The sequence below is a fragment of the Afipia sp. Root123D2 genome (assembly GCF_001425835.1).
In the GTDB taxonomy this organism is placed as follows: Bacteria; Pseudomonadota; Alphaproteobacteria; order Rhizobiales; family Xanthobacteraceae; genus Afipia.
On record NZ_LMDP01000002.1, the window covers coordinates 78576 to 101521 of the forward strand.

17 protein-coding genes and 1 pseudogene are annotated in these 22946 nt (G+C 60.3%); 9 read left to right on the forward strand and 9 right to left on the reverse strand.

The features are described 5' to 3' along the window. Positions 1 to 43: 43 nt before the first annotated feature. Entirely contained in the window at positions 44 to 1603 is a 1560-nt protein-coding gene (locus tag ASC80_RS09555) for a fatty acyl-CoA synthetase (RefSeq protein WP_056296056.1), read from the reverse strand. Between the two features lie 206 nt (positions 1604 to 1809). Here ASC80_RS09555 and ASC80_RS09560 point away from each other — a divergent pair, with 206 nt between their 5' ends. From ASC80_RS09560 to ASC80_RS09600, 9 genes and pseudogenes are all read left to right on the forward strand, one after another. After that, entirely contained in the window at positions 1810 to 2628 is an 819-nt protein-coding gene (locus ASC80_RS09560; protein WP_349509655.1) for a response regulator, read from the forward strand. Positions 2629 to 2630: 2 nt separating this feature from the next. Continuing rightward, positions 2631 to 4460, forward strand: coding sequence for a sensor histidine kinase (locus ASC80_RS09565; protein ID WP_056296062.1), 1830 nt, complete (start codon positions 2631 to 2633; stop codon positions 4458 to 4460). A gap of 193 nt (positions 4461 to 4653) precedes the next feature. Next, positions 4654 to 5532, forward strand: a complete 879-nt coding sequence (locus ASC80_RS09570; protein WP_502690950.1) for an IclR family transcriptional regulator — start codon at positions 4654 to 4656, stop codon at positions 5530 to 5532. A gap of 331 nt (positions 5533 to 5863) precedes the next feature. Next, positions 5864 to 7087 (forward strand): CaiB/BaiF CoA transferase family protein, encoded by a 1224-nt coding sequence (locus tag ASC80_RS09575; protein ID WP_056296066.1) that lies wholly within the window; start codon positions 5864 to 5866, stop codon positions 7085 to 7087. A gap of 4 nt (positions 7088 to 7091) precedes the next feature. Beyond that, entirely contained in the window at positions 7092 to 8258 is a 1167-nt protein-coding gene (locus ASC80_RS09580) for an acyl-CoA dehydrogenase family protein (RefSeq protein ID WP_056296068.1), read from the forward strand. 27 nt (positions 8259 to 8285) lie between these two features. Further along, positions 8286 to 9548, forward strand: a complete 1263-nt coding sequence (locus ASC80_RS09585) for an acetyl-CoA hydrolase/transferase family protein (RefSeq protein WP_056296071.1) — start codon at positions 8286 to 8288, stop codon at positions 9546 to 9548. Beyond that, positions 9545 to 10750, forward strand: coding sequence for a CaiB/BaiF CoA transferase family protein (locus ASC80_RS09590; protein WP_082512493.1), 1206 nt, complete (start codon positions 9545 to 9547; stop codon positions 10748 to 10750). The genes ASC80_RS09585 and ASC80_RS09590 overlap by 4 nt, the downstream gene beginning before the upstream one ends. 10 nt (positions 10751 to 10760) lie before the next feature. Continuing rightward, positions 10761 to 11243 (forward strand): annotated as a pseudogene (locus tag ASC80_RS09595) (MaoC family dehydratase); the annotation flags it as partial. Positions 11244 to 11247: 4 nt separating this feature from the next. Next, complete coding sequence (locus ASC80_RS09600) at positions 11248 to 12108, forward strand: HpcH/HpaI aldolase/citrate lyase family protein (RefSeq protein ID WP_056296080.1); 861 nt, start codon at positions 11248 to 11250, stop codon at positions 12106 to 12108. A gap of 61 nt (positions 12109 to 12169) precedes the next feature. Here ASC80_RS09600 and ASC80_RS09605 read toward each other — a convergent pair whose 3' ends face one another. From ASC80_RS09605 to ASC80_RS09640, 8 genes are all read right to left on the reverse strand, one after another. After that, positions 12170 to 13414, reverse strand: coding sequence for a CaiB/BaiF CoA transferase family protein (locus ASC80_RS09605; protein ID WP_283805044.1), 1245 nt, complete (start codon positions 13412 to 13414; stop codon positions 12170 to 12172). Next, positions 13411 to 14451: a TRAP transporter substrate-binding protein gene (locus ASC80_RS09610; RefSeq protein WP_056296083.1), complete on the reverse strand. Its 1041-nt coding sequence runs from the start codon at positions 14449 to 14451 to the stop codon at positions 13411 to 13413. The genes ASC80_RS09605 and ASC80_RS09610 overlap by 4 nt, the downstream gene beginning before the upstream one ends. A gap of 46 nt (positions 14452 to 14497) precedes the next feature. Then, a complete protein-coding gene (locus ASC80_RS09615) occupies positions 14498 to 15787 on the reverse strand; it encodes a TRAP transporter large permease (protein WP_056296084.1) in 1290 nt (429 codons plus the stop codon). Continuing rightward, on the reverse strand, positions 15784 to 16338 hold the full coding sequence (locus tag ASC80_RS09620) for a TRAP transporter small permease (protein ID WP_156464337.1): 555 nt from the start codon (positions 16336 to 16338) through the stop codon (positions 15784 to 15786). Before ASC80_RS09620 ends, ASC80_RS09615 begins: the two co-directional genes overlap by 4 nt. Positions 16339 to 16403: 65 nt before the next feature. After that, complete coding sequence (locus tag ASC80_RS09625) at positions 16404 to 17417, reverse strand: TRAP transporter substrate-binding protein (protein ID WP_056296087.1); 1014 nt, start codon at positions 17415 to 17417, stop codon at positions 16404 to 16406. Between the two features lie 336 nt (positions 17418 to 17753). Further along, the gene (locus ASC80_RS09630; protein WP_056296090.1) at positions 17754 to 20900 is read right to left on the reverse strand and encodes an efflux RND transporter permease subunit; all 3147 of its coding nucleotides are present in this window, start codon (positions 20898 to 20900) and stop codon (positions 17754 to 17756) included. Beyond that, entirely contained in the window at positions 20897 to 22060 is a 1164-nt protein-coding gene (locus tag ASC80_RS09635) for an efflux RND transporter periplasmic adaptor subunit (protein WP_056296093.1), read from the reverse strand. The genes ASC80_RS09630 and ASC80_RS09635 overlap by 4 nt, the downstream gene beginning before the upstream one ends. Positions 22061 to 22283: 223 nt before the next feature. Beyond that, entirely contained in the window at positions 22284 to 22910 is a 627-nt protein-coding gene (locus tag ASC80_RS09640; protein WP_056296096.1) for an FMN-dependent NADH-azoreductase, read from the reverse strand. Between the last annotated feature and the right edge of the window lie 36 nt (positions 22911 to 22946).

Genomic DNA, 22946 nt, shown 5'->3' on the forward strand with positions numbered 1-22946 from the left:
AGGTCAATCGCGGCCTGCAACAGCACCGCAGCGGATCGCGTCGCTATTCCTGCTCGTCATAAACAACACGCAATTCGCGCTTGAGAACTTTACCCGCCGTGTTGCGCGGCAATGTTTCAGCGAAAATCACCTTCTTTGGAATTTTGAACGGGGCCAGATGCTCGCGCGAATGAGCAATCAGGCCTGCCCCATCCGGTTGATGACCGGGCCGCAGCACGACGATGGCTGTCACCATCTCGATCCATTTCGGATCCGGTAGGCCGATCACGGCGACTTCGGAGACCGAGGGATGCTTGAATAAAACATCCTCGACCTCGCGGCCGGCAACCACGACACCGCCGCTCTTGATGATGTCCTTCATCCGATCCACGACGAAGAGATAGCCCTCCTCGTCGAAATAGCCGACATCTCCGGAGTGAAACCAGCCGCCATGGAATGCTTCCCTGGTTTCCTCGGGCTTGTCCCAATACTCCAGCAGCAGTTGCGGAGACCGGTGAACGATCTCGCCTTGCACGCCGGGTGGAACGTCGTTCATGTCGGGATCGACGATCCGGGTCTCAACGCTGATAATCGGACGACCGGCCGAAGCCGGCCGCGCATCATGCTCCTCCGGCCGCAGCACCGTGGCGAGAGGCGCGATCTCGCTCTGGCCGTAACAATTGAACGGCCGAACTCCCGGCAACCGCTGGCGCAGTTCCTCCAAAACCGGGACCGGCATGATCGACGCGCCATAGAACACGCTGCGCAGCGACGACAGATCACGTTTGGCGAAATCAGGATGACGAAGCAGGCTGACCCAGACTGTCGGCGGCGCGAAGAAGGACGTGATGCGATGTTCTTCGATCAGACGCAGGACCGTTTCCGGAGCCGGTGAGCCAATCAAATGGGTCGTCGCGCCGATCAGAAGCTGCGGCATCGAAAAGCAATGCATCTGAGCGGAATGATAAAGCGGCAGCGCCGCGAGCGCGACATCGGCGCCGCTCATCTCGAGCTCGATGATGCAAGCGGCATACTCCGCCATGAAGGCCCGATGGGTCATCGCAGCGCCCTTCGGCGCGGCGGTTGTGCCGGACGTATAAAGAAATTGCGCCAGATCGGTATCGTCGGCGAGACATTCATCGAGCCGCGGAGCAGCACGGTTCGATGCAACCGCCAGCACGTCCAGTTCGCCAGGCTTCGCACCGGAAAACCCGCCGAAGAACACGACCGTGCCGTCGCCGCGGATGTGATCCACGGTCGCCGACAGGTCAGCATCGTAAATCAGCGCGCGAGCGCCCGACTGGCCGACGATGTAGCGCAGTTCGCCCGCGGTCAGCGCATAATTAATGGGAACATGGACGAAACCGGCGCGCACGCACCCCAGCCAGAGCAAGAGGTAAGCATCGGAATTGCGAGCATAGGCCGCGACCCGATCACCCTTCTTGAGACCGAGATCGATTAGGGCTTGGGCGACCCGCCCCGCGGCCTCGTCAAGATCGGTATAGGTCCAGCGCCGGTCAGCGAATGTGAGCGCGATGCGCGTCCTGAATTTCCTCGCGGCACGGCGAACTGCGTCGGCAATCGTATTGCGGCGTAACGGCGCCTCTGTCCCAACCCCTGGCATGTCCGTCCTCGTTTGCTTCCAAGATGGTCTTATTTTGATAACTGCCAGAATTGCGGTGCAGGCACAATTGACCGGAACAGGAAGATGCAGGCTTTCTGACGCGACCTTGTCGTTACGATTTGCCTGATGAAACAAGAATATTCACCGCGGCACCCAAGACCACCGCTGATGCGAGCGAACGACCTAGGTCGGAACGGTGAAGAACTGTGGGAAGCCGCTCACCATCCGGGTTCCACCGTGATACCATTAATCGGGTATTTTGCGGCTTCAGGATGAGGCGTAGGCGGGCACATGCAGTGGTAACAAAACGGGGCCGGGCTGAAGACGGAAGGCGGAAGATGACGGCCGGACAATCAGCCGACGCAGGCCAACAGATCTTGCACATTTTACTTACAGAAGACGACGGTCCGGTGCGCGAGCGGCTCGCCGGCATCGTACAGGGCTGGCAAGGCGGCAAGCTCGTCGGGATATGTGCCACCCTCGCTCAAACCCTGACCGCGATCGAGACCCACCATATCGATCTCCTGATCACGGACCTCAACCTGCCCGACGGCAACGGCATCAATGCAATCCGCACCCTCCGCCGGAAACAGCCGGCCGCCGAAGCGATGGTCATCTCCGTTCTTGCCGATGAACGGACGGTCCTCGCCGCGATCGAAGCTGGCGCGTCAGGTTATCTTCTCAAGGATGCAGATTCGATCGATCTGATCGAGTCGATTACCGAATTGATGGCAGGGCAATCGCCGATTTCATCGCGTATTGCGCGCGTTTTGGTGCGACGTCTTGCCGAACGCTCCAAGCCCGGTAAGTCCATCGAACTGAAGAATGACATCTTGACCGCCCGCGAGATGGACATCCTGTGGGGTATCGCCAAGGGCTTCACCTATAGCGAGTTGGCAGAACGGCTTGGGATCTCGCGACAGACCGTTCCGGTCCACATCAGAAATATCTACCGCAAGCTGGAAGCTTCCAATCGATCCGAAGCTGTCTTTGAAGCCACGCGGCTAGGTCTGATCCGGCTGTAACGATGGCGAGTGACACCAAAGCCCTGCCCCGGCTTTCACGCCTTCTAATCCTGGGGTTCGTTGCTCTACTGCTGGCATGTGCGCCGCAATTCGTGGAATTTCCCCATCCGGATGGCGCAATCGAATTCGTCAACGCACAATTCAGCATTGACGGTGGCAAGCCGGAAACAGTGACGCTGCCACACGCATGGTCGTCAAAGCACGCATACGGTCCGGCGAAGGCGCGCTATGTCCTGGACATCAAGTATCCATCCTCCTCATCCGAGCAGCAATTCTTGCTCATTCCCGCCGTTCGCCAGAATCTGACGGCAGAACTCGACGGCCAGTCTCTTGACGGAAACGATGCGCGATTCTGGGGGAATGCGTCATCCGGAACCACACATCTGTTGCGCTTGCCAATGGCGGCACCGGGCAGCACCGGGCGCCTTGTGCTCACACTTGAGCGCAATGACGGTGCGGTCCCAGGTTATCTTTCACGGGTATACGTCGTGGGAGAAAAGGCGGTTGCACAGAACCGCTGGCTGGGTGTGCTCAGCAATGGCGGCCTGCGCGCAATCATCCATGCGCTTCATATTCTGATCGTCATCGGCATTGCGACCGTTTGGGCCACACGCAGACATGACCCGGTTTTCTGCTGGCTGCTCCTGATTTGCGGCTGTAGTCTGGTGCTCGGTTTTCCGAGCGTACCCATTTCGCCTCCCGCTTTGGCGTTTATCAGGCCCTATCTTGTCCTGACATTATCCACGTTCGGACTGATGGCTGTCGGCTTGGCGCTTGCGATCAACGGCGTGCCGAGACCAGCCTGGCTCAAGGCAGCCGTTCCACTCCTGCCTCTCCTTCTGATCGGCAGCGTTGCAACCGGTGTACTGCCGCCTTTTACCGGCGCGATTATCAGCGTCCTGATCGTCATTGGAGGACACTTCACAGCCGCCGGACTTTTGGCGCGCGATGCGCTTCGTGCGGGAGAATGGGGACGCACGCTTCTGGCGCTGACCTTTTTCCTGATCGGCTGGTGGGGCCTGCGCGATGTCGGGATCGTTCTCGGCGTGGTCAAAGGCGGGTTTCTGCTCGGCACGTACCTGCGCTCGCCGATCATCGTTGCCATCATGGTCCTGCTCATGGGCCGGCTCGCCGCAAGCCTGAATGAGCTCGACAACAAAAACGAAACCTTACGACTGCGATTGAAAGAACAGGAAGCCGAGCTGTCGATTCTCAACGACAAGGAGAGAATTCGCACCGTGCAGGCTGCGCGCGAGGAAGAGCGGGAACGGCTGATGCTCGACCTTCATGATGGACTAAGCGGACATCTGGTTTCGATCATCGCCTTGGCGGAGCGCGATACCGGTGAACGTCAGGGGATCGAACGCGCGGCACGCGAAGCACTCAACGACCTGCGGCTCGTGATCAACGCACTCGATCTTGGAGAAGGAGATCTTCTGCTGGCGCTTGCTGGTTTCCGGGAGAGACTCGCCCCGCAAATGCGTCGGCTTGGCATCGATCTCAGTTGGTCGATGGAGAATCTGCCCGAGGTCAGCGGAGTGACCCCCGGCAATGCACTTTCGATCCTGAGAATCCTTCAGGAAGCGATCACCAACGCGCTCAAACATGGTCCCGCGAGCCATATCAAGGTCAAGGGTTCAGCCGGAAACAATGGTACGGCCGTGATCAAGGTAAAGAATGACGGGAGCAAGATGGCAGCCTTCGGCAAGGGCAGCGGTCTTGGCAACATGCAGCGCCGCGCGCAACAATTGGGCGGCCATGTTTCCCTCGACGAGACCACCGAACACGCCATCCTGACGCTTGTGCTGCCACCGCGCCTTGGCGAAACCTGAGCCCGGCTGCCCGCGATCCTTCCACTGCCTCGGATGAAGGCCGGCACCGCCCCTGTGCGGCTAAATCCGCCGTCCCAGCTATTCAGAAATCCGTCTATCGTTCACAATGTTGACCCATCCCACACTGCGTGCAATTCATATGCAGGCATCATGGGTCGAGTCTCCCTGATACGCGCAGGAACGATGGAAAATGATGACTCCAGTGTCGGGCGGAACCAAAAGCAACCCCGAACTCGCAGCAGCAGCGCCACGCTCCGTCACACGCGTCGTGCAGATATTCGACGATCTGTGCTCGCGCCCGACAGGCGCGTCGCTGGCCACACTCAGTGAAAGCCTCGGCGTTCCGAAGAGCAGCCTTCTCAACCTGCTGCGCGGCCTTTTGGCGAGCAATCACCTGACCTTTGTGGATGGCCTTTACCAGCTCGGACCTGAAGCCTACGGAATGGCCAGCGCTATCATTGCTGCCCGGCGCTTCCTCAGTTTTGCGGACCTGGCGCGCCCGATCATGCGCCGGCTGGTCGACACAACCCAGGAAACAGCCGTGCTGGCCGTGATGTCCGGCGACAAGAAATCGGCGATTTATGTCGAAAAGATAGAGAGCCCAACCGCCCTTCGTTTTACTGCAACGGTGGGTGACTCGCGTCCGCTGCTGTGGTCTGCGGTGGGGCGTGTCCTGCTGGCATTCCAGATCGACCATTGGCTGAACGAATACATGCGAACGGTCAAAATGGTGAAGCACACACCTGTTTCCGAAATCCGGCGGGCGCGTTTGCGGGAAATTCTGGAAGAAGTCCGGCGCACGCATGTGGCAGTCACCGCCGACCAAGGCACCATGAACGTTTCTGGCTTCGCCGCGCCGATCTTCGACAGTTCGGGCACGCTGGTCGCGGCCGTCGGACTTGCCGCCCCGACCGATCGCTCGAAAACCCGGGTCGCGGAATTCAGCGCCATTGCGCACGATGCCGGCCTGGAGATTTCCCGGCTGATGGGTTACCGGCCCTTCGTCGCGGACACGGGACCTCGCCGTCGGCAGCCCGCAAAAACCCGGCAGCCTGCTCCGCGCCAGGGCTAACTCCGCAGACCGACGGCTCATTTTCCGCGAATCCTGCTTTGCAGCTTAGCCGGCGTCGATCATGCATGGAGTCGTGCGACGATGCGCCGCCGACAATGTGCTTTTCCGTAATCCGGCAGGTACCGGCGCCCTTCCGGGCACGGCCAGCCATGCCCCACCGGCAATCCCCTATGTTCATATATATGAACTTATACCATTTTTCTGAATTGCAGTACGCAAGGAAGGTAGCTAGGTTGCCGTCATCGCGGGCCGCATCGCAGCGCGCCGCCGTCTGCACAATGCACCAGTAACTGCTGCCGGTCAGTCATATCTCTCAGGGGCAATTTTCAGTATGGGACCGCTGGACGGCATCAAGATCATCGACATGACCTCGGTCTTGATGGGGCCGTATGCAACGCAAATGCTCGGCGACTACGGTGCGAACGTCATCAAGGTTGAATCGCCGGATGGAGACATCACCCGCCAAATCGGCCCGACAAGACATCCGGGCATGGGTCCGATCTTTCTCAACGCCAACCGCAGCAAGCGCAGCATCGCGCTGGACCTCAAGGCACCTGCGGGACGCGACGCGTTGCTGAGGCTTGCGAGCACGGCCGATGTGCTGGTCTATAACGTGCGCCCGCAGGCCATGGCCCGGTTGAAACTCGACTACGACAGCGTCGCTGCGGTGAATCCGCGCATCGTCTACGCCGGCATGTTCGGCTTCGGCCAGCAAGGGCCTTATGCGGCCAAGCCCGCCTATGACGATCTGCTCCAAGGCGCCTCCGGACTGTCGCACCTGATCGCACGCGCCGGCGACGGGACACCACGCTACGTGCCGACCGCGCTCGCCGACCGCGTCGTCGGCCTGTCCGCAGTCGGCGCGATTCTGGCCAGCCTGCTGCATCGCCAGCGCACCGGCCAAGGTCAGCGCGTCGACATCCCGATGTTCGAGACGATGGTTGGCTTTGTGATGAGCGACCATCTCGGCGGCCTGACTTTCGAACCGCCACTGGACCAGGGCGGCTATTCCCGTCAGATGTCGCCGGATCGCCGCCCCTATCCCACCAGCGACGGCTACATCAGCGTCATCGTTTACAACGACAAGCAATGGAACAGCTTCTTCGATGTCAGTGGGCGCGACGACCTGCGAGCCGATCCGATGTTTGCGACATTCGCCGGACGGCTTGCCAATATCGACGCGGTCTATGCGGAGCTTGGACGCATCTTCGCGACGCGAACGACTGCGGAGTGGATGCGATTGCTCGACAAGGCAGACATCCCTTCGATGCCGGTCCATGACCTGCTGAGCATCCTGGACGACCCCCATCTGGTCGAAACAGACTTCTTCCCCGTTGCCGAACATCCCAGTGAAGGAGCTATTCGCAGTATGCGTGTCGCAACCACCTGGTCGGACACGCCCGCAACGCCCTCGCGCCTCGCTCCAAGATTGGGCGAACAGAGTCGCGAAATTCTCCGCGAGGCCGGATTTGGGGATGAGGAAATCTCCCGGCTTTTCAACGAAGGCGTGATCCGGACGACTGGCCCGGATGACAGCAACAACAATCAGGATTGAACCGATGAACTTTGCACCGACGGAAAATCAGGAAGCCATTCGCGAAGCGATTCAGAAGATTTGCGCCAATTTCGACGATGCCTACTGGCTGAACAAGGACCGCGAAGGCGGCTTTCCGCACGACTTTCACAAAGCGATGGCGGATGCGGGATGGCTCGGCATCTGCATTCCAGAGGAATTCGGCGGCTCGGGGCTGGGCGTCACCGAAGCCGCCATCATGATGCGCACCATCGCCGAATCCGGAGCCGGCATGTCGGGGGCCTCAGCAGTCCACATCAACGTGTTCGGGTTGAATCCGGTCGTGGTGTTCGGTACCGACGAGCAGCGCAAAAGGATGCTGCCGCCGATGATCGAGGGCCGGGAAAAGGCCTGCTTCGCGGTCACCGAGCCCAACACCGGTCTCAACACGACCCAACTCAAGACCCGGGCCGAAGCCAAAAACGACCGATACATCGTCAACGGCCAGAAAGTCTGGATTTCGACCGCGCAGGTCGCACACAAAATCCTCCTGCTGGCGCGCACCACGCCGCTGGAAGAGGTCAACAGTCCGACCCATGGCCTCAGCCTGTTCTACACCGATTTCGACCGCAAGCGCATCAAGGTGCATGAGATCGAAAAGATGGGTCGCAAGGTCGTCGACTCCAACGAATTGTTCTTTGAGGATTTTGAAATCCCGATGGAGGATCGCATCGGCGAGGAAGGACGCGGCTTCGAATACATCCTGCACGGCATGAACCCCGAACGAGTGTTGATCGCCGCCGAAGCGGTCGGCCTCGGCAAGCTCGCACTGTCGCGCGCAGCCGACTATGCGAAGACACGCATCGTTTTCAATCGGCCAATCGGCAAGAACCAGGCGATCCAGCATCCGCTGGCGAAGAACTGGATGGAGCTTGAAGCCGCCTGGCTGATGACGCTGTCCGCCGCGTGGCAATATGACAACGGCCTGCCCTGCGGCGCGGCTGCCAACGCTGCGAAGTATCTCGCCGGCGAGGCGGGTTTTCAGGCTTGCGAGCAGGCGGTGATGACCCATGGCGGTTTTGGCTATGCCAAGGAGTTTCACGTCGAGCGCTATCTGCGTGAAGTGCTCATTCCGCGTATCGCGCCGATCAGTCCGCAATTGATCCTGAGCTTCATCGCCGAGCGCGTACTCGGCCTGCCGAAGTCCTACTAAGTTACGGCAGCGCAGGCAGGCATCGCCATGGCCGACGTTATCCCGGTGGATGAACTCGATTTCGCCGGCCTGATCAAACCGGGCGATGTCGTCGTGTGCGGTCAGGCAACCGCCGAGCCACGCACGCTCACCGAAGCGATTGTGGCGCAGAAAGATCGGCTACCGTCCTTCACAATGATGGTGGGCCCGGTCTTTACCGACACGTTCGCGCCCGACCGGACCACCGGGATCGAGTTTCTAAGCTATGGCGTGATCGGAAATGCCCGGGTGCTGGCCAAGGCTCGCCGCCTCGACATCGTGCCCAGCAACTACAGTGCATTTTGCGCCGACTTTGCCGCAGGACGCCATCGAGCCGACGTCGTTCTGATCCAGCTCTCGTCGCGGAATCCGGCCCGCGGACTGAGCACAAGCCTGTCAAACGACTATGTGCTGGATGCGGCGCGGCGGGCGCGCGTCGTCATCGCGGAAATCAATCCGGACGCGCCCTGGACCTTTGGCGCGGAGTGGCCGCAGGACATCCCCCTGCATGTCCGCGTCCAGGCGCGCCATCGTCCGGTCGAACTGGCATCGCCCCCGGTCGATGACGTATCGCGCAAGATCGCAATGTACGCAGCCGGTCTGATTCCGGATGGTGCGACACTGCAGTTCGGCGTCGGCAAGGTTCCCGACGCCATTCTCTCGAGCCTGTCGCATTTGCGCAATCTCGGGATTCATTCCGGCCTTATCAACGATGCCGTGGTTGACCTGATCGAGCGCGGCGTCGTGACGAATGCCGCCAAGGGCATCGACGCGGGAATGACCGTTACCAATCAGTTGATCGGGACAAAACGTCTTTACGACTTCGCCCATGACAATGCAGCGGTGGAAGTTCGGCCGACATCCTACACTCATGCGGCCGGCGTGCTGGCGCGCATCAACAAACTGATTGCCCTCAACTCCGCGCTACAGGTTGGGCTCGACGGCAGCGTCAATTCCGAGACACTGAATGGTGTGGCCGTCGGCGCGATCGGCGGTCAGGTCGACTTTGTACGCGGTGCCAACGCATCACCCGGCGGCCGCGCAATCATCGCGCTGCCGGCTGTTTCCAACGGACGCAGCCGCATCGTGCCGCATGTGGAAACGGTCACCACCGCGCGCGGTGACGTCGATGCTATCGTCACCGAATGGGGTGTCGCCGAACTGGCCGGGTGCAGCTTGCGCGAGCGCGCGCGACGGATGATCGGCATTGCCGCTCCGGAACATCGGGAGAACCTGAGCCGATCGGCCTTCATGCAGGAACGACAGCCATGAACAGCAAAACCGATGCGGCCGAACACACCACACTCGGCGGCACGACCACACCGTCCGCTCAAGGACCGCTTCACGGAATCCGCATTGTTGAGTTCGCCGGTGTCGGGCCGGCGCCGATGGCCGCCATGCTGCTGGCTGACCTCGGAGCCGACGTGATCCGCATCGACCGCCTCCAGCCCAGTGGTCTCGGCATCGACAAGCCGAAAAAATTCGACCTGCTGGCGCGCGGCCGGCAAGCCGTGGCCATCGATCTCAAGCACGCCGATGGCGTGGCCTGCGCGCTCGATCTCATCGCGTCGGCGGACGGGCTGATCGAGGGATTTCGTCCCGGGGTGATGGAACGGATCGGCCTCGGGCCTGACGAATGTTTCAAACGAAACCCCCGCCTGGTCTTTGGCCGCGTGACCGGCTGGGGCCAGCATGGGCCGCTGGCACCCGTGGCGGGGCACGATCTGAATTACATTGCCTTGACCGGCGCACTTCATGCCATCGGCCGCGCCGGCGAGCCGCCTGCTCCGCCGCTCAATCTGGTCGGGGACTACGGCGGCGGCGCGCTATATCTCGCCTTCGGCATGATGTGCGCTCTGGTCGAGCGGCAGCGCTCCGGCCGCGGCCAGATCGTCGATGCTGCGATGATCGATGGCGCCGCGACGCTGATGACATCCCTTTTCGGCATGATTGGCGCGGGAATCCACAATGCCCCGCGCGGCGCCAATCTGCTCGATTCCGGCGCACCTCATTACGAGGTCTACCGCTGCGCCGATGGCGAGTATGTCGCAATCGCCCCGATCGAGGAGAAATTCCGTACGGTCCTGCTCGAACGCATCGGGATCGATCCGGCCGAATTCCCCGACGTTGCCGATCGCGCCCACTGGCCTAAAGCAAAGGCGATCCTGGCGGAGACATTCGCACAGCGCTCACGGCAGGAATGGTGCGAACTGCTGGAAGGCAGCGATGCCTGTTTCGCGCCCGTCCTCTCGGCGCAGGAAGCTCCCGATCACCCGCACAACAAGGCGAGACGGACCTTCGTTGAGATCGACAGCGTGATGCAGCCGGCGCCCGGACCCCGCTTCAGCCGGACAAGCCCACCGCTGCCGCGCAGTTCACAGCAATGCCGCGGCGATACTGGTGACTTGCTCGCTGCTTGGGACATCGACAGCGGGCGCATCGCAACGCTGCGAAACGCCGGAATCATCCGATAACCAGAAATATCCGACACTCAATAGAAGGGAGCTACAGATGGCAGGTCTATACTTCGAGGAATTCATCGTCGGCCATGAATTTCACCATGAGTTCAGCCGTACGGTCACCGAAATGGACAATACGATGTTCAGCCTGCTGACGCAGAACCCGCAGCCCCTGCACGTCGATGCGCATTTCTCGGAGAACACTGAATTCGGACAGCGTCTGTTCAACAGCCTCTATACGCTGGGCATCATGATCGGCATGAGTGTCTACGACACCACGCTCGGCACCACGGTCGGCAACCTCGGCATGACCGAGGTCAAATTCCCCAAGCCGGTGTTCCATGGGGATACACTGAAGGCGCACACCAAAATCATTTCCAAGCGTCTCAGCAAGTCGCGCCCCAATCAAGGTATTGTCGAATTCGAACACACCGCGACCAACCAGCGCGGCGAGGTCGTCGCCAGTTGCCGGCGCACCGGCCTGATGCATTGCAAGCCGAAGGCCTGAACCGATGCGGTCATTCCTGTTCGTTCCGGGCGACAGCGCCCGCAAATTCGAGAGCGCGAAGAAAACCGCAGCGGATGCCCTGATCCTCGATCTCGAGGATTCGGTGGCGCCCGATCAGAAGGCGACGGCGCGGACCATCACCCGTGGAATGCTCGATGCGCGGAAGGCCGGGCAGAAGCTCTACGTTCGCGTCAATGCGCTCGATACTGGACTGACACTTGCGGACCTTGCCGCCGTGATGCCAGGTCGGCCCGACGGCATCGTCCTGCCGAAATGCGCCGGCCCTGCCGACGTCAATCACCTCGCGCTCTATCTCGACGCCTTTGAAGCGGCATCTGCGCTTGAGACGCAGTCGACCCGCATCGTCGTCGTCGCAACGGAGACCGCACAAGCCGTGCTCAAGCTGCACAGCTACGAAGGTGCCAGTTCGCGGCTGTGGGGCATGATGTGGGGCGCCGAGGATCTCGCGGCCTCGCTCGGCGCGTCACGCAACAGCACCGACGGGCGCTACCACAGCCCGTTCCTGCTCGCGCGGGACCTGTGCTTGATCAGCGCGGCGGCAGCGGGCGTGGTGGCGATCGACACCATCGCCACCGACATCGACAACCTCGCCGCGCTCAAGGACGAGACCGTCGCGGCCCGGCGTGACGGGTTTCTCGCCAAGGCCGTGATTCATCCCAAGCACGTCGATGTCGTCAACGCCGCGATGACACCAACCGACGAAGAGGTCGTTTGGGCACGGAACATCGTCAAGGCGTTCGACGACAATCCGAATTCCGGGGTCGTCAAGATCGACGGAAAGATGATCGACAAGCCGCATTTGCGCGCCGCGATAAAAATTCTGGGGTTGGTTGAACCGAAGTAGCCGGACCACCGCACACCAAACGGATAGCGCTCCGGCACCCAAAGTGACGGACCGTCATCTGCTAGCCGGAATCGCGAACCATAGCGCCCTCTCCGGCCAGCGCTTCGATGTCACCGTCGCTGAAGCCCGCCTCGCGCAGGATTTCATCACCGTGCTCACCAAGCCGCGGCGGACAACTGCGGATCGACGACGGCGTGCGGCTCCAGCGCGCCGCCGGGCCCGCGACGCGAAGCTTGCCCTCGGTGGGATGGTCGATCTCCCGGAAAAATCCCACCTCGGACAGATGCGGATCGTCGATCAGGCTGTCGAGGTCATGCATCGGCCCGCAAGGAATATCGGCTTCCTCGAACAGGCGCATCCACTCTGCTGTCGTGCGGGTCTCGATCAGGTCGGCGAGCCACTTGTAGACGTGGTCGTAATTTCGGGTGCGTGCCGACATGTCCTTGAAACGTGGATCGCGCTGCTCCGGATCGGTCTTGATGGCACTGAAGAAGGCGTCCCAATGCTTGTCCGTATAAATCAGTGCGCATATGTAACCGTCGCGCGTTCGATAGGGACGCCGATCGGGCGCGAGCAACCGGGAATATCCCGGCGGGCCGAGCGGCGGGTCATAGCTGCGTCCAGCCATGTGGTCACCGAGCACGAACTGCGCCATGGTTTCGAACATCGGGACTTCGATCGCCTGCCCCTCGCCGGTGCGGTCGCGATGCAGCAGCCCGGCGAGAATGGCGTGGGTCGCGTTCAACCCGACAATGCGATCGGCAATCGTGGCGGGTGAATAGCGTGGCTCGCCGGTGATCTTGCCGACCAGAGCCGGCAGCGCCGTCAGCCCCTGAATCAAGTCATCATAAGCCGGCCGCCCGGCGTAGGGCCCTTCCTCGCCAAACCCATGCAGGGCGACGTAAACGAGCCGTGGATTGACCACGAGCAGATCGTCGGCGCTGAGCTTCAACCGCCGCATCGCGGCAGGCCGCACGTTATGGACGAAGACATCGGCGGTCTCACTCAACCGCAGCAATGCCTCGCGGCCACGCGGTTTCTTCAGGTCCAGAACGATCGACCGCTTGTTTCGATTGCCCTGGAGATACATCGCTCCCATACGCGGACTGCGCATGGGAGCGGCATAGCGCATCACGTCGCCTTCAGGGCTTTCGACCTTGATGACGTCGGCCCCGTAATCTCCCAGGATCATGGTGGCGTAAGGCCCCATCATGACACTGGTCAGATCGATCACCCTGACTCCCGCCAACGGGCCTTTCGCCCCAGTTGCAGCAGCCTGCGCCCCGGCCCTGCCACGCTGGTTCACTTGGTCGCGGCCAGTGCCGCGGTAAACGCCTTCAGCACCTCGGTGCCCGGTTTACCGCGCTTGTCCGTATCCTTGGCCCAGGAATCCGCGACGCTGGCAAAGGCGGACGCAAACCCCTTGTTATCGGCATCGCTGAAATTGATGACCTTCATGCCCTGGCTTTGCACCTTCTCGCCGGCCACCCGCTCACCTTCCTCGAAGCGCTTGCAGCCTTCGCGGGTCGTTTGCTCACCGGCCTCGGCCAACGCCTTGCGGACGTTCTCGGGCAACGACTTCCACTTGGTCTCGCCTATTGAATAGGTAATCAGCGCGGTGCCGAAATTCATGCCGGATGTTCCGGACTTCAGCAATTTGCCGAGGTCATAGGAGAGCGTGCTCTGGTAAGACAGCACGACGCCGTCGAGCGTACCGCGTGTCATCGACTCATAAATCTCGGGCGCAGCCATGCGAACCGGCACGCCCTTGATGGAACGCATCATCAGATCCATCGCGCCGCCTGCCGTGCGAATCTTCAGGCCTTCGAGGTCGGCTGCTTTCGCAATCGGGCGCGGGTTCGACAGAAGAATCTGATAAGCCGGCAGAGCAATGGTCACCAGCGGACGGAGCCCGTTGGGCAGGAATTCCTTTGTCTCGAGGATTCCGCCATTGTGCGACAGCTTGTAAAAGGCGAGCGAGCCTTGGCATTGGGTCTGGAAAATTCCGGGAAGCTCCGAGACGGCCGTCAGCGGATACTTGTCCGACGAATAGGATGGAACGACATAGGCAATATCAGCGACGCCAGCGGTCGTGAGTTGCGCCATGTCCTTGGCCTTGCCGAGTTGTTCGGAGGGGAAATGCTGGAAGGTTACCTGGCCGTTCGTTGCCTTGGTCACCAGCTCCATGAAGGGCTTTCCGGCCAGTTCGTGAATGACATGGCCATGCGGCAAGCTATCCGCGAACCGTAGCGTGATCTTCTGCTGGGCCGTCGCGACGCTTGCGCTCGACAGCCATGCTGCAACCATCACGGCCGCGACAGCAATTGAACTCTTATTGGTCATAATGCAGTCTCTCCCATGTTCATGTTTATTGTTTCGCGAAGAGCGCTCAGTAGCCCATCTTCATCGGCAGCCATAGAATGATCTGCGGCCACGCCACCAGAATGGCGATCGCGAATATGTGGGCGATGAAATGCGGCAGTGTGCCGTGGAAGACCTCCGCGACCGGGCGGCCTGAATAGCGGGCCACGACGTAGCAGTTCAGGCCGACTGGCGGCGTGATCATGCCGACTTCCGCTGTCACGATCTTGACCACGCCGAACCAGAGCGGATCGAATCCGAGCGATTTGATCAGCGGCAGGACAATCGGAACGGTGAGGACCAGAATCGCAATCTGGTCCATGAACGACCCAAGCACGATATAGCCGCACAGAATCAGCGCCATGATCAGCCAGCGCGACACATCGAGGGCACCGACCCATGCAACGAGATCCTGCGTCACCTGGGCGAGCGTGAAGAAATACCCGAAGATGTAGGCTCCGAGCAGAATCATCGAAATCATGCAGGTGCCGTGAGCCGCGCGCACCAGCGCACGATACAAGCCCGCCCACGACATCTTGCGCATCCAGATCGTGAGACAGAACGCACAAAACGCTCCGAGAGCCGACGCCTCGGTCGGCGTCGCGATGCCTGTATAAATAACCCCGGTGACCATGCCGAACAGCAGCAGCATCGGTCCGACAATGCGCAGCATCCGGAATTTCTCACGCATCGAAACCCGTGGCCCGCCAGGCGCCCGCGAGGGATCCTGCCAGGCCAGGAACCAGACCGTCAGCATGATGGTCGCGGTGACGAGAAGGCCCGGGATCACACCGCCCACCAGCAGCGCACCGATATTCACTTCGGCAAGCAGACCATAGATCACCAGTGCAACCGAGGGCGGGATCAGCATGGCCAGCGTGCCGGAGATGGCAACGACGCCTGCGGCCATCCGTGGCTCATAACCTTGCTTGAGCATGGCAGGAAGACTGGTCGAGGACAGCGTCGCGGCGGATGCCGTCGAGGTGCCGCAGATCGCGCCGAAGCCGGCTCCCGCCAACGCGGTCGCCATGCCAAGACCGCCCGGGATTCGGCCAACCCAGGCCGACGTCGCGCGGAACAGATCGTCGGCGATACCGCTCATCAACACCAGTTCCGCCATCAGCAGGAACATCGGGATGGTGATGAGCTCGTAAGACGTCACTGCGGACAACGGCGCGGTCTGCAGGATGCCTGTAAGCACGGACATGCCGCCAAGCATATAGAGACCGAGCGAACCCGCCCCGGCCATGGCGAACCCCACGGGCGTTCCGATCGCGAGCAGGCCGAACAGTACGGCAAGACAAAGAACAACGGTCATTCGAAGGTTTCCGCTTCGGAAGCGATATGGGATGTCGGCAACGGAATGATGTCCCTGCCCGTGAGCAACGAGAGGAGATGGCCGACAAGGTGCAGCGCCAGGCGGAACGTCAACAAGCCTGCGCCGAGAGGCACCAATCCAATCGACGGCCACATTGGCCACGGGATTGCACCGGCCATGACATCAGCCGCCCTGTAACTGTCGAGAGTACGCTGCCAGCCGAACCAGGCGATCAGTGAAAAGACGACAATTCCGATGATGCAAGTCACCATTTCTGTCAGGCGAATGCCCACAGGCGACAGCTTCTGCTGAAGAATATCAACATTCACATGGGCATTCGAAGCATAGGCTTCGGACAGTATGAGGAAGAACACCCCCGCCATCAGATAAAGCGCGATGAGGTCATACGCCCAGGAGAACGGGCGGTTGAACACATAGCGCATCACCACATCGCTAAAGACGATGACCATGATGAGAAACATGAACATCGCGGCGATGAACGAGCCAATCTTTTCGATCGTCCCGAGCGCCTTTATGATTCCGTTGATCACGCTTCCTCCCCGGCCGCGCCTCTGGCGCGGCCTGTCAGCGATACTGCTGTCACGTATTCGGAGAATTACTTGGCCGGGATAGCGGCGACCAGATCGTCATATTCCTTCAGCGCGTCGCTTCCCCGCTTGCCGCGTGCGTCCAGCCCCTGAGCCCAGGTCTTGGCAACACCCTTGAGAAGGTCATTGAACTTGGCGCGCGCGTCGGGTTGCACGGCTTCAAACGTTACACCGTGCGCAGCGAGCTTTTTCTTGGTTTCCTCGTCCGTGTCCTGAACGTGCTTACAGGCGGACGGCACGATCTCCTCCGCCACGTCCACCATGGCCTTCTGAACCTCGGGCGACAATTTCTTCCAGGCAGCGTCACTAATCGAGTAGGACACGATAAAGCTGCCGAATCCGACGCCATCGGTCGCATACTTCACAAGCTTGTCGGCGCCATATGCAACGACGCTCTCGAGCGGAAAGAGCAACCCATCCAGCGTGCCGCGAGATAGCGATTCATAGGCATCCGGCGCGGCCATACGAACCGGCACTGCACTGAGAGCGCGCAACGTCAGATCCTGCGCACCGCCGGTCGAGCGCAGCTTCAGGCCGACCACGTCGGCAGCGGTATTGACCGGCGCCTTGATCGTAAAAATCCTGTACTGCGGCAAGGCCACAGCCAGCAGCAGCCGGATGTTGTTCTTCGCATAATCCTGCTCCGCGATGACACCGCTGCGAGCCGACTTCCAGTAAGCAAGGGTCCCCTGGCAAGAATGGGTGAAAGCACCCGGCAACATTGCCACTTCCGACACCGGCATCTTCTCAGCCGCGTATGCAGGGGCGACGTAGCCGATATCAGCCACACCGGTTTGCGTCAGCTTCAGCATGTCGGTAGCTTTGCCCAGTTGCTGAGCTGGGTAATGTTCGAATGTCACGGCATTGTTCGTGCGCTTTCGAACTTCTTCCATCCACGGCTCGAGAATCAACTTTACGAGGTAGTGCCCCTTCGGAAATGAATCGGCGACACGCAACCGCATCGGCTCAGCGGCATGCGCAACACTCGACGAAACAGCAAATATGGCGATCACCGCCATCATCCGACGTATTGCCACCACCTTGATCCTCCCACGTTGTCTGCTTTTGCTTGCTGCAGTTCCGATCCGCTGTCGTACAGATTTACGGCAAGCGTTCAGATTTGTGAATTATTTGCATGGAACGAACGCGACCGTCAATGGGGCACGCTCGCATTGATATCGCGACTATATCCTGCTCGTTGGGATTAAAGTCCGCCCCTCACGAAGCGTTCCAGCTACAGCAAGAATGACGTGCGGCACCGGCATGTCGACACGAGATCAAAGGGGCGACGTGCGACATCGCGGGCTATATGGCGCGTGAGACCATGCGCGCAAACGCAACGCGATGGCCGATGATTTCTATTTGTCGACAACGACCGAACCCGGCACCAGTCTGCGCACCAGGATATAGAAAATCGGCGTGAAGATGAGGCCGAACAGCGTGACGCCGAGCATTCCGAAGAACACAGCGACGCCGACTGCTTGCCGCATCTCCGAGCCGGAACCCGACGAGATCACCAGCGGCAGCACGCCAAGGATAAAGGCGAAGGACGTCATCAGAATCGGCCGCAGGCGTAACCGGCACGCTTCGATCACCGCCTCGAGCTGACCGCGACCTTCGTGCTCGATATCGCGGGCAAATTCGACAATCAGAATCGCATTCTTCGCAGCCAATCCAACCAGAACCACAAATCCGATTTGGGTGAGAATGTTGATGTCCTGCCCCATGATGCGCACACCGATCGTCGCAGCGAGCAGGCACATCGGCACAATCAAGATCACCGCAAACGGTAGACTCCAGCTCCCGTATTGAGCAGCCAGCACGAGGTACACGAACAGCACACAGATCGGGAACACATAGAGTCCGGACTTGCCGCCGGTCACCTGCTGATACGAAAGATCGGTCCATTCGAAATTGAACCCGCTCGGCAGCGTCTCATCGGCGAGCTTTTTCATGATCGAGATTGCGGCCGCAGAGCTGGTCCCGGGCGTGGTGTCACCCTGCAGTTCCGCCGCCGGATAAAGGTTGTAGCGCGGGACGCGGTCCGGTCCTGCGGTGTCGCGGAAATTCACGACGCTGCCGAGCAGCACCATGTTGCCCGCGGTATTGCGGGTCTGCAGCCGTGCGAGATCGACGGTCTGCTTGCGGAACGGCAGATCGGCCTGCGCCGTGACATGATAGGTACGGCCAAGAATGTTAAAATCGTTGACGTAGGATGATCCGAAATAAACCTCGATCGCTTCGGTGACGTTCTGAACCGGTACATCGAGCATCTGGGCCTTCTGGCGATCAATCTCGACGAACACCTGCGGCGTATTCGCACTGAACGGCGAAAAGACCGAGGTTAGCCCGGGCGCCTTGCGCGCGGCTGCCACGAGTTCATCGGTCGCCGCTGCAAGTAACTCCGGACCCCTGCCCTGGTTGTCCAGGATGCGCATGGCGAAACCACCGCCGGTTCCGATCCCCGGAACGGCCGGCGGTGGAATGACGATAACAACGGCACCTTCAATGCTAGCGAGCCGCTTGCGCAGTTCCGCCGTGATGTGGGCTGACGTATTGCCTGTCTTGGCTCGCTCCTCAGCGTCGTCGAACACGGGAAATAGCGCAGCGGCGTTGCTGGCGAGTGTTCTCGTCGCACCGTTGAAGCCTGCGAACGACGCGACACGGACAACGCCGGGCACATCAAGCGAAATGCGTTCAACCTCGCGAACGATTTCAGTGGTGCGCGCCAGCGAAGCCGCGCTCGGCAGTTGCACGGCGATGATGACGTAGCCGCGATCCTGCGCCGGAATGAACCCTTGCGGCGTGACATAGAGCAGCCAGCCAGCGGATCCGATCAGCGCAACATATGCCAGCAGCATCACCACGGAGTGCTTGATCACGAAATCCGCGGCGCGGGCGTAGCCATGGGAGAGTTTATCGAACCCCCGGTTAAAGGCCCCAGTGAAAGCCCCCCATCCCCTGCTGATAAAATTCCAGCGCGCCGGCGGTCTCTTTTCATGGTGCGGCTCGAGGATCAGCGACGCCAGCGCGGGAGACAGGGTTAAAGAGCAGAAGCACGAGATTGCGGTCGCGACCGCGATGGTGATGGCGAATTGCTGGAAGAACTGTCCTGAAATGCCGCCAATAAAGGCCGTCGGAACAAACACCGCGCACAACACCAACGCAATCGAGACCAACGCGCCGCCCACCTCCTGCATCGTGAGAAGAGCCGCGTCACGGCGACCCTTGCCTTCGGCGAGATGCCGTTCGACGTTTTCAACCACCACAATGGCATCGTCGACCACGATACCCACTGCGAGCACCAGTCCGAACAGCGTCAGGTTATTGATGGAGAATCCGAGCGCCGCCATGACGGCGAAGGTTCCGACCAGCGACACCGGTATAGCCAGAATGGGAATGATCGCCGGGCGCCAGCCCTGCAGGAACACCAGCACAACGATCACAACAAGGACCATCGCTTCATAGATGGTCTTGATCAACTCGCTGACCGACTGCGCAATGAACTCGGTCGGATTGTAGCCGATGTTATATTCAAGGCCTTTGGGAAAATTGGCCTTCAGCTGAACCATGGTATCCGATACCGCCTTTGCAGTACCGAGCGCGTTCGAGCCCGGCCGCTGCGATACCGCAAGGCCGATCGCCGGCTTCCTCAGCAGGAAGCTGTTGGTGGTATAGGCCAGCGCACCGAGTTCGATCCGCGAGACATCGCGCAGCCGCACAGTCCGTCCGTCAGCACCGGCCTTGATGATGATGTTCCCGAATTGAGCGGTATCTTTCAGACGACCGGTGAAGGTGAGATTGGGCGCGAACGCACGGTCGCTGATGGGCGGCTCCGCGACCTGACCTCCGGCAATCTGCAGATTTTGTGAACGCACCGCGGCAACCACTTCGCCGGCGGTCATGCCGAGCGCGGCAATCTTGTCAGGATCGAGCCACAACCTCATCGAGTAATCGCGTGCGCCGAAGATGGTGATGTCGCCGACGCCATCGAGCCGCAGCAATTGGTCGCGCACCTGCCGCAGTGCGTAGTTGGAAATGTAAAGCTGATCGTAGGTGTCATCCGGCGACAGCAAGAACACGACCATCAGCAGATCGGGGCTGTTCTTGCGGGTGACGACCCCAACGCGCTGCACTTCTTCCGGCAGCCGCGGCTGAGCGATCGCGACGCGGTTCTGTACCAGCACCTGCGCCTTGTCCAGATCGGTGCCGAGCTTGAAGGTCACGGTGATGTTCAGCTGGCCGCTCGAGGTGGCCTGGCTGTATATGTACAGCATGTCCTCGACGCCGTTGATCTCCTGTTCGATCGGCGTCGCGACCGTTTCGGATACCGTTTGTGCCGAAGCACCGGGGTATTGCGTGGAAATAACGACGGTGGGCGGCGCGACCTGCGGATATTCTGCGACAGGCAGCGTGGTGTAGGCCAGCGCGCCAACGATCAACAGAACGATGGACAGCACCATCGCCAGAATAGGCCGGTTGACGGAAAGGTTGCCGAGGTTCATCGCTTCGCGCCGCTGCTGCTCGAAGTTGCGGTGTGCGGCGTCACTTTTGCTCCGATACGCGCACGCTGCAGTCCCTCGACAATGACCCGATCGTCAGGCTTCAATCCCTCCCTGACCACTCGCAGGCCGTCATCCAGCGGGCCGAGGGTGACGGGGCGCGCCTCTACCGTGTCATCGCCCTTGACGACAAAAACGATCTTGCGCGACTGGTCGGTTGCAATGGCGGTGTCCGGCAGCAGCAATGCCTCATAAGGCGCGCTGCCGAGGACGCGGACACGGGCAAACTGCCCCGGCAATATCGACAGATCGTGATTGTCGACCAAGGCGCGGCCGCGTAACGTGCCTGTGCCGATGTCCAGCCGGTTGTCGAGGAAATCCATTGTCCCTTTGTGCGAGGGCTTGGTTTCACCGGCGAGCATCACTTGCACCGGATTTGGCGTATCGCGCGAGCTCGGCCGCTTGCCTTCGAACCACAGCCTGCTGTTCTTGAGATAAATCGATTCATCCATGTCGAAATAGATGTGGATCGGATCCATCGAAACAATCGAGGTCAGCAGCGTTGCCCCGCTTTCGCTTCCCTGCACCAGGTTTCCCACCGTCACCAGATGACGACTGATGCGCCCGGCGATCGGAGCCCTGACTTTGGTGAATTCAACATCCAGTTCCGCGCGCCGCAGCGTTCCTTCGGCCTGCAGTACGGCCGCCTTGGCCGACTGAAGCTGCTGCCGTCGCTGATCGACAATGGCTTCAGCGACAGCTTGCGTCTGAATCAACGACTCGGCGCGCGCCAACTCCCGTTCAGCGAGATCGACCTTCGCCTTGGCATCGGCGAGTTGTCCCTGAGCCTGCTCCGCAACAGCCTCGTACTGCCGCGGATCAATCACATAGAGAAGATCGCCGATCTGAACGACGGCGCCATCCTTGAACTCGACGCTTTCAACGAATCCCGTCACGCGAGCGCGAATCTCGACCTGCTCGATGGCTTCGAAGCGGCCACTGAACTCATCCCAGTCAGTCACCACCCGCTTGATCGGCTGCGCAACAGTAACCGCTGGCGGCGCTGGCGCAGCGGCCTGCTCAGCTTTCTGATCGCAACCGGCGAGCAACACCACCGCGACTGTGCCCGCGAGAAACCGTCGCCGACAAAGCCGGCTGGTCACCGCATTCAGCCGGCAAGAATTTTTGTGAGAACGGGTCAAGACAATCTCCACAATCGTTCGCCCTAAAGCCGAAACCCTGCTTCGTCGATTGCACTCGAAATACGGTAAGGTGCCGAGCGCGCGCGTCGATTGAACCGCATTCCCTCGACCGGGGGAACCATTTTATTGACCGGCCGGGAATTTCAGCGTCAGCATCGATCCCCCATCGCTCAGGATTGGCGAATCAAACCAAAGATTTAATGGCTGCCGGTATGAAATACTCTTCCAGCACCCGGCCCGTCCTGGCTCTCGCCTCAGCGACGGCAGCCGGACCAAAGGCAACGCCCTGTACGGAGAAAAAAGTCAGATCATGCAGGCCGATGATACCGAGAACGGATTTTAGATAAGGTGTCAGGAAATCAGGCTGACGTGTGCGCTCGCCGGAGTATCGCCCGCCGGACGATACCGCGAAAAAGATCGGGCGGTCGCGCAACAATCCTACTTTTCCTTGGGGGGTTATGTCGAAGGTTCGACGAACCCGAACGATGTGGTCTATCCACACCTTCAGCCCGGAAGGAATCGTGAAGTTGTGCACGGGAGTCGATATGACCACCAGATCCGAACTCTCTAACTCCCGGATGAGCTCTTCGGATTGAGCCATGGAACCGGCCTGAGAGATATCCCCGGACGACTGTTGCGATATAGCGTAGTCTTCGTCGACAGGCGCGATAGCGCCGTCACCCACAATTCTGCTTGTCAAGACGGCGGCAGGCTCGCGCTTGAGCAAAAATCCAATGATTTTCTGAGAGAGCCTGTAGCTCTCGGATGCTTCTCCACGAGGACTGCAACTCACATGCAGGATTTTTGTCATCTGCTCGTTTCCAACTATTTCAAATCGTCACTGATA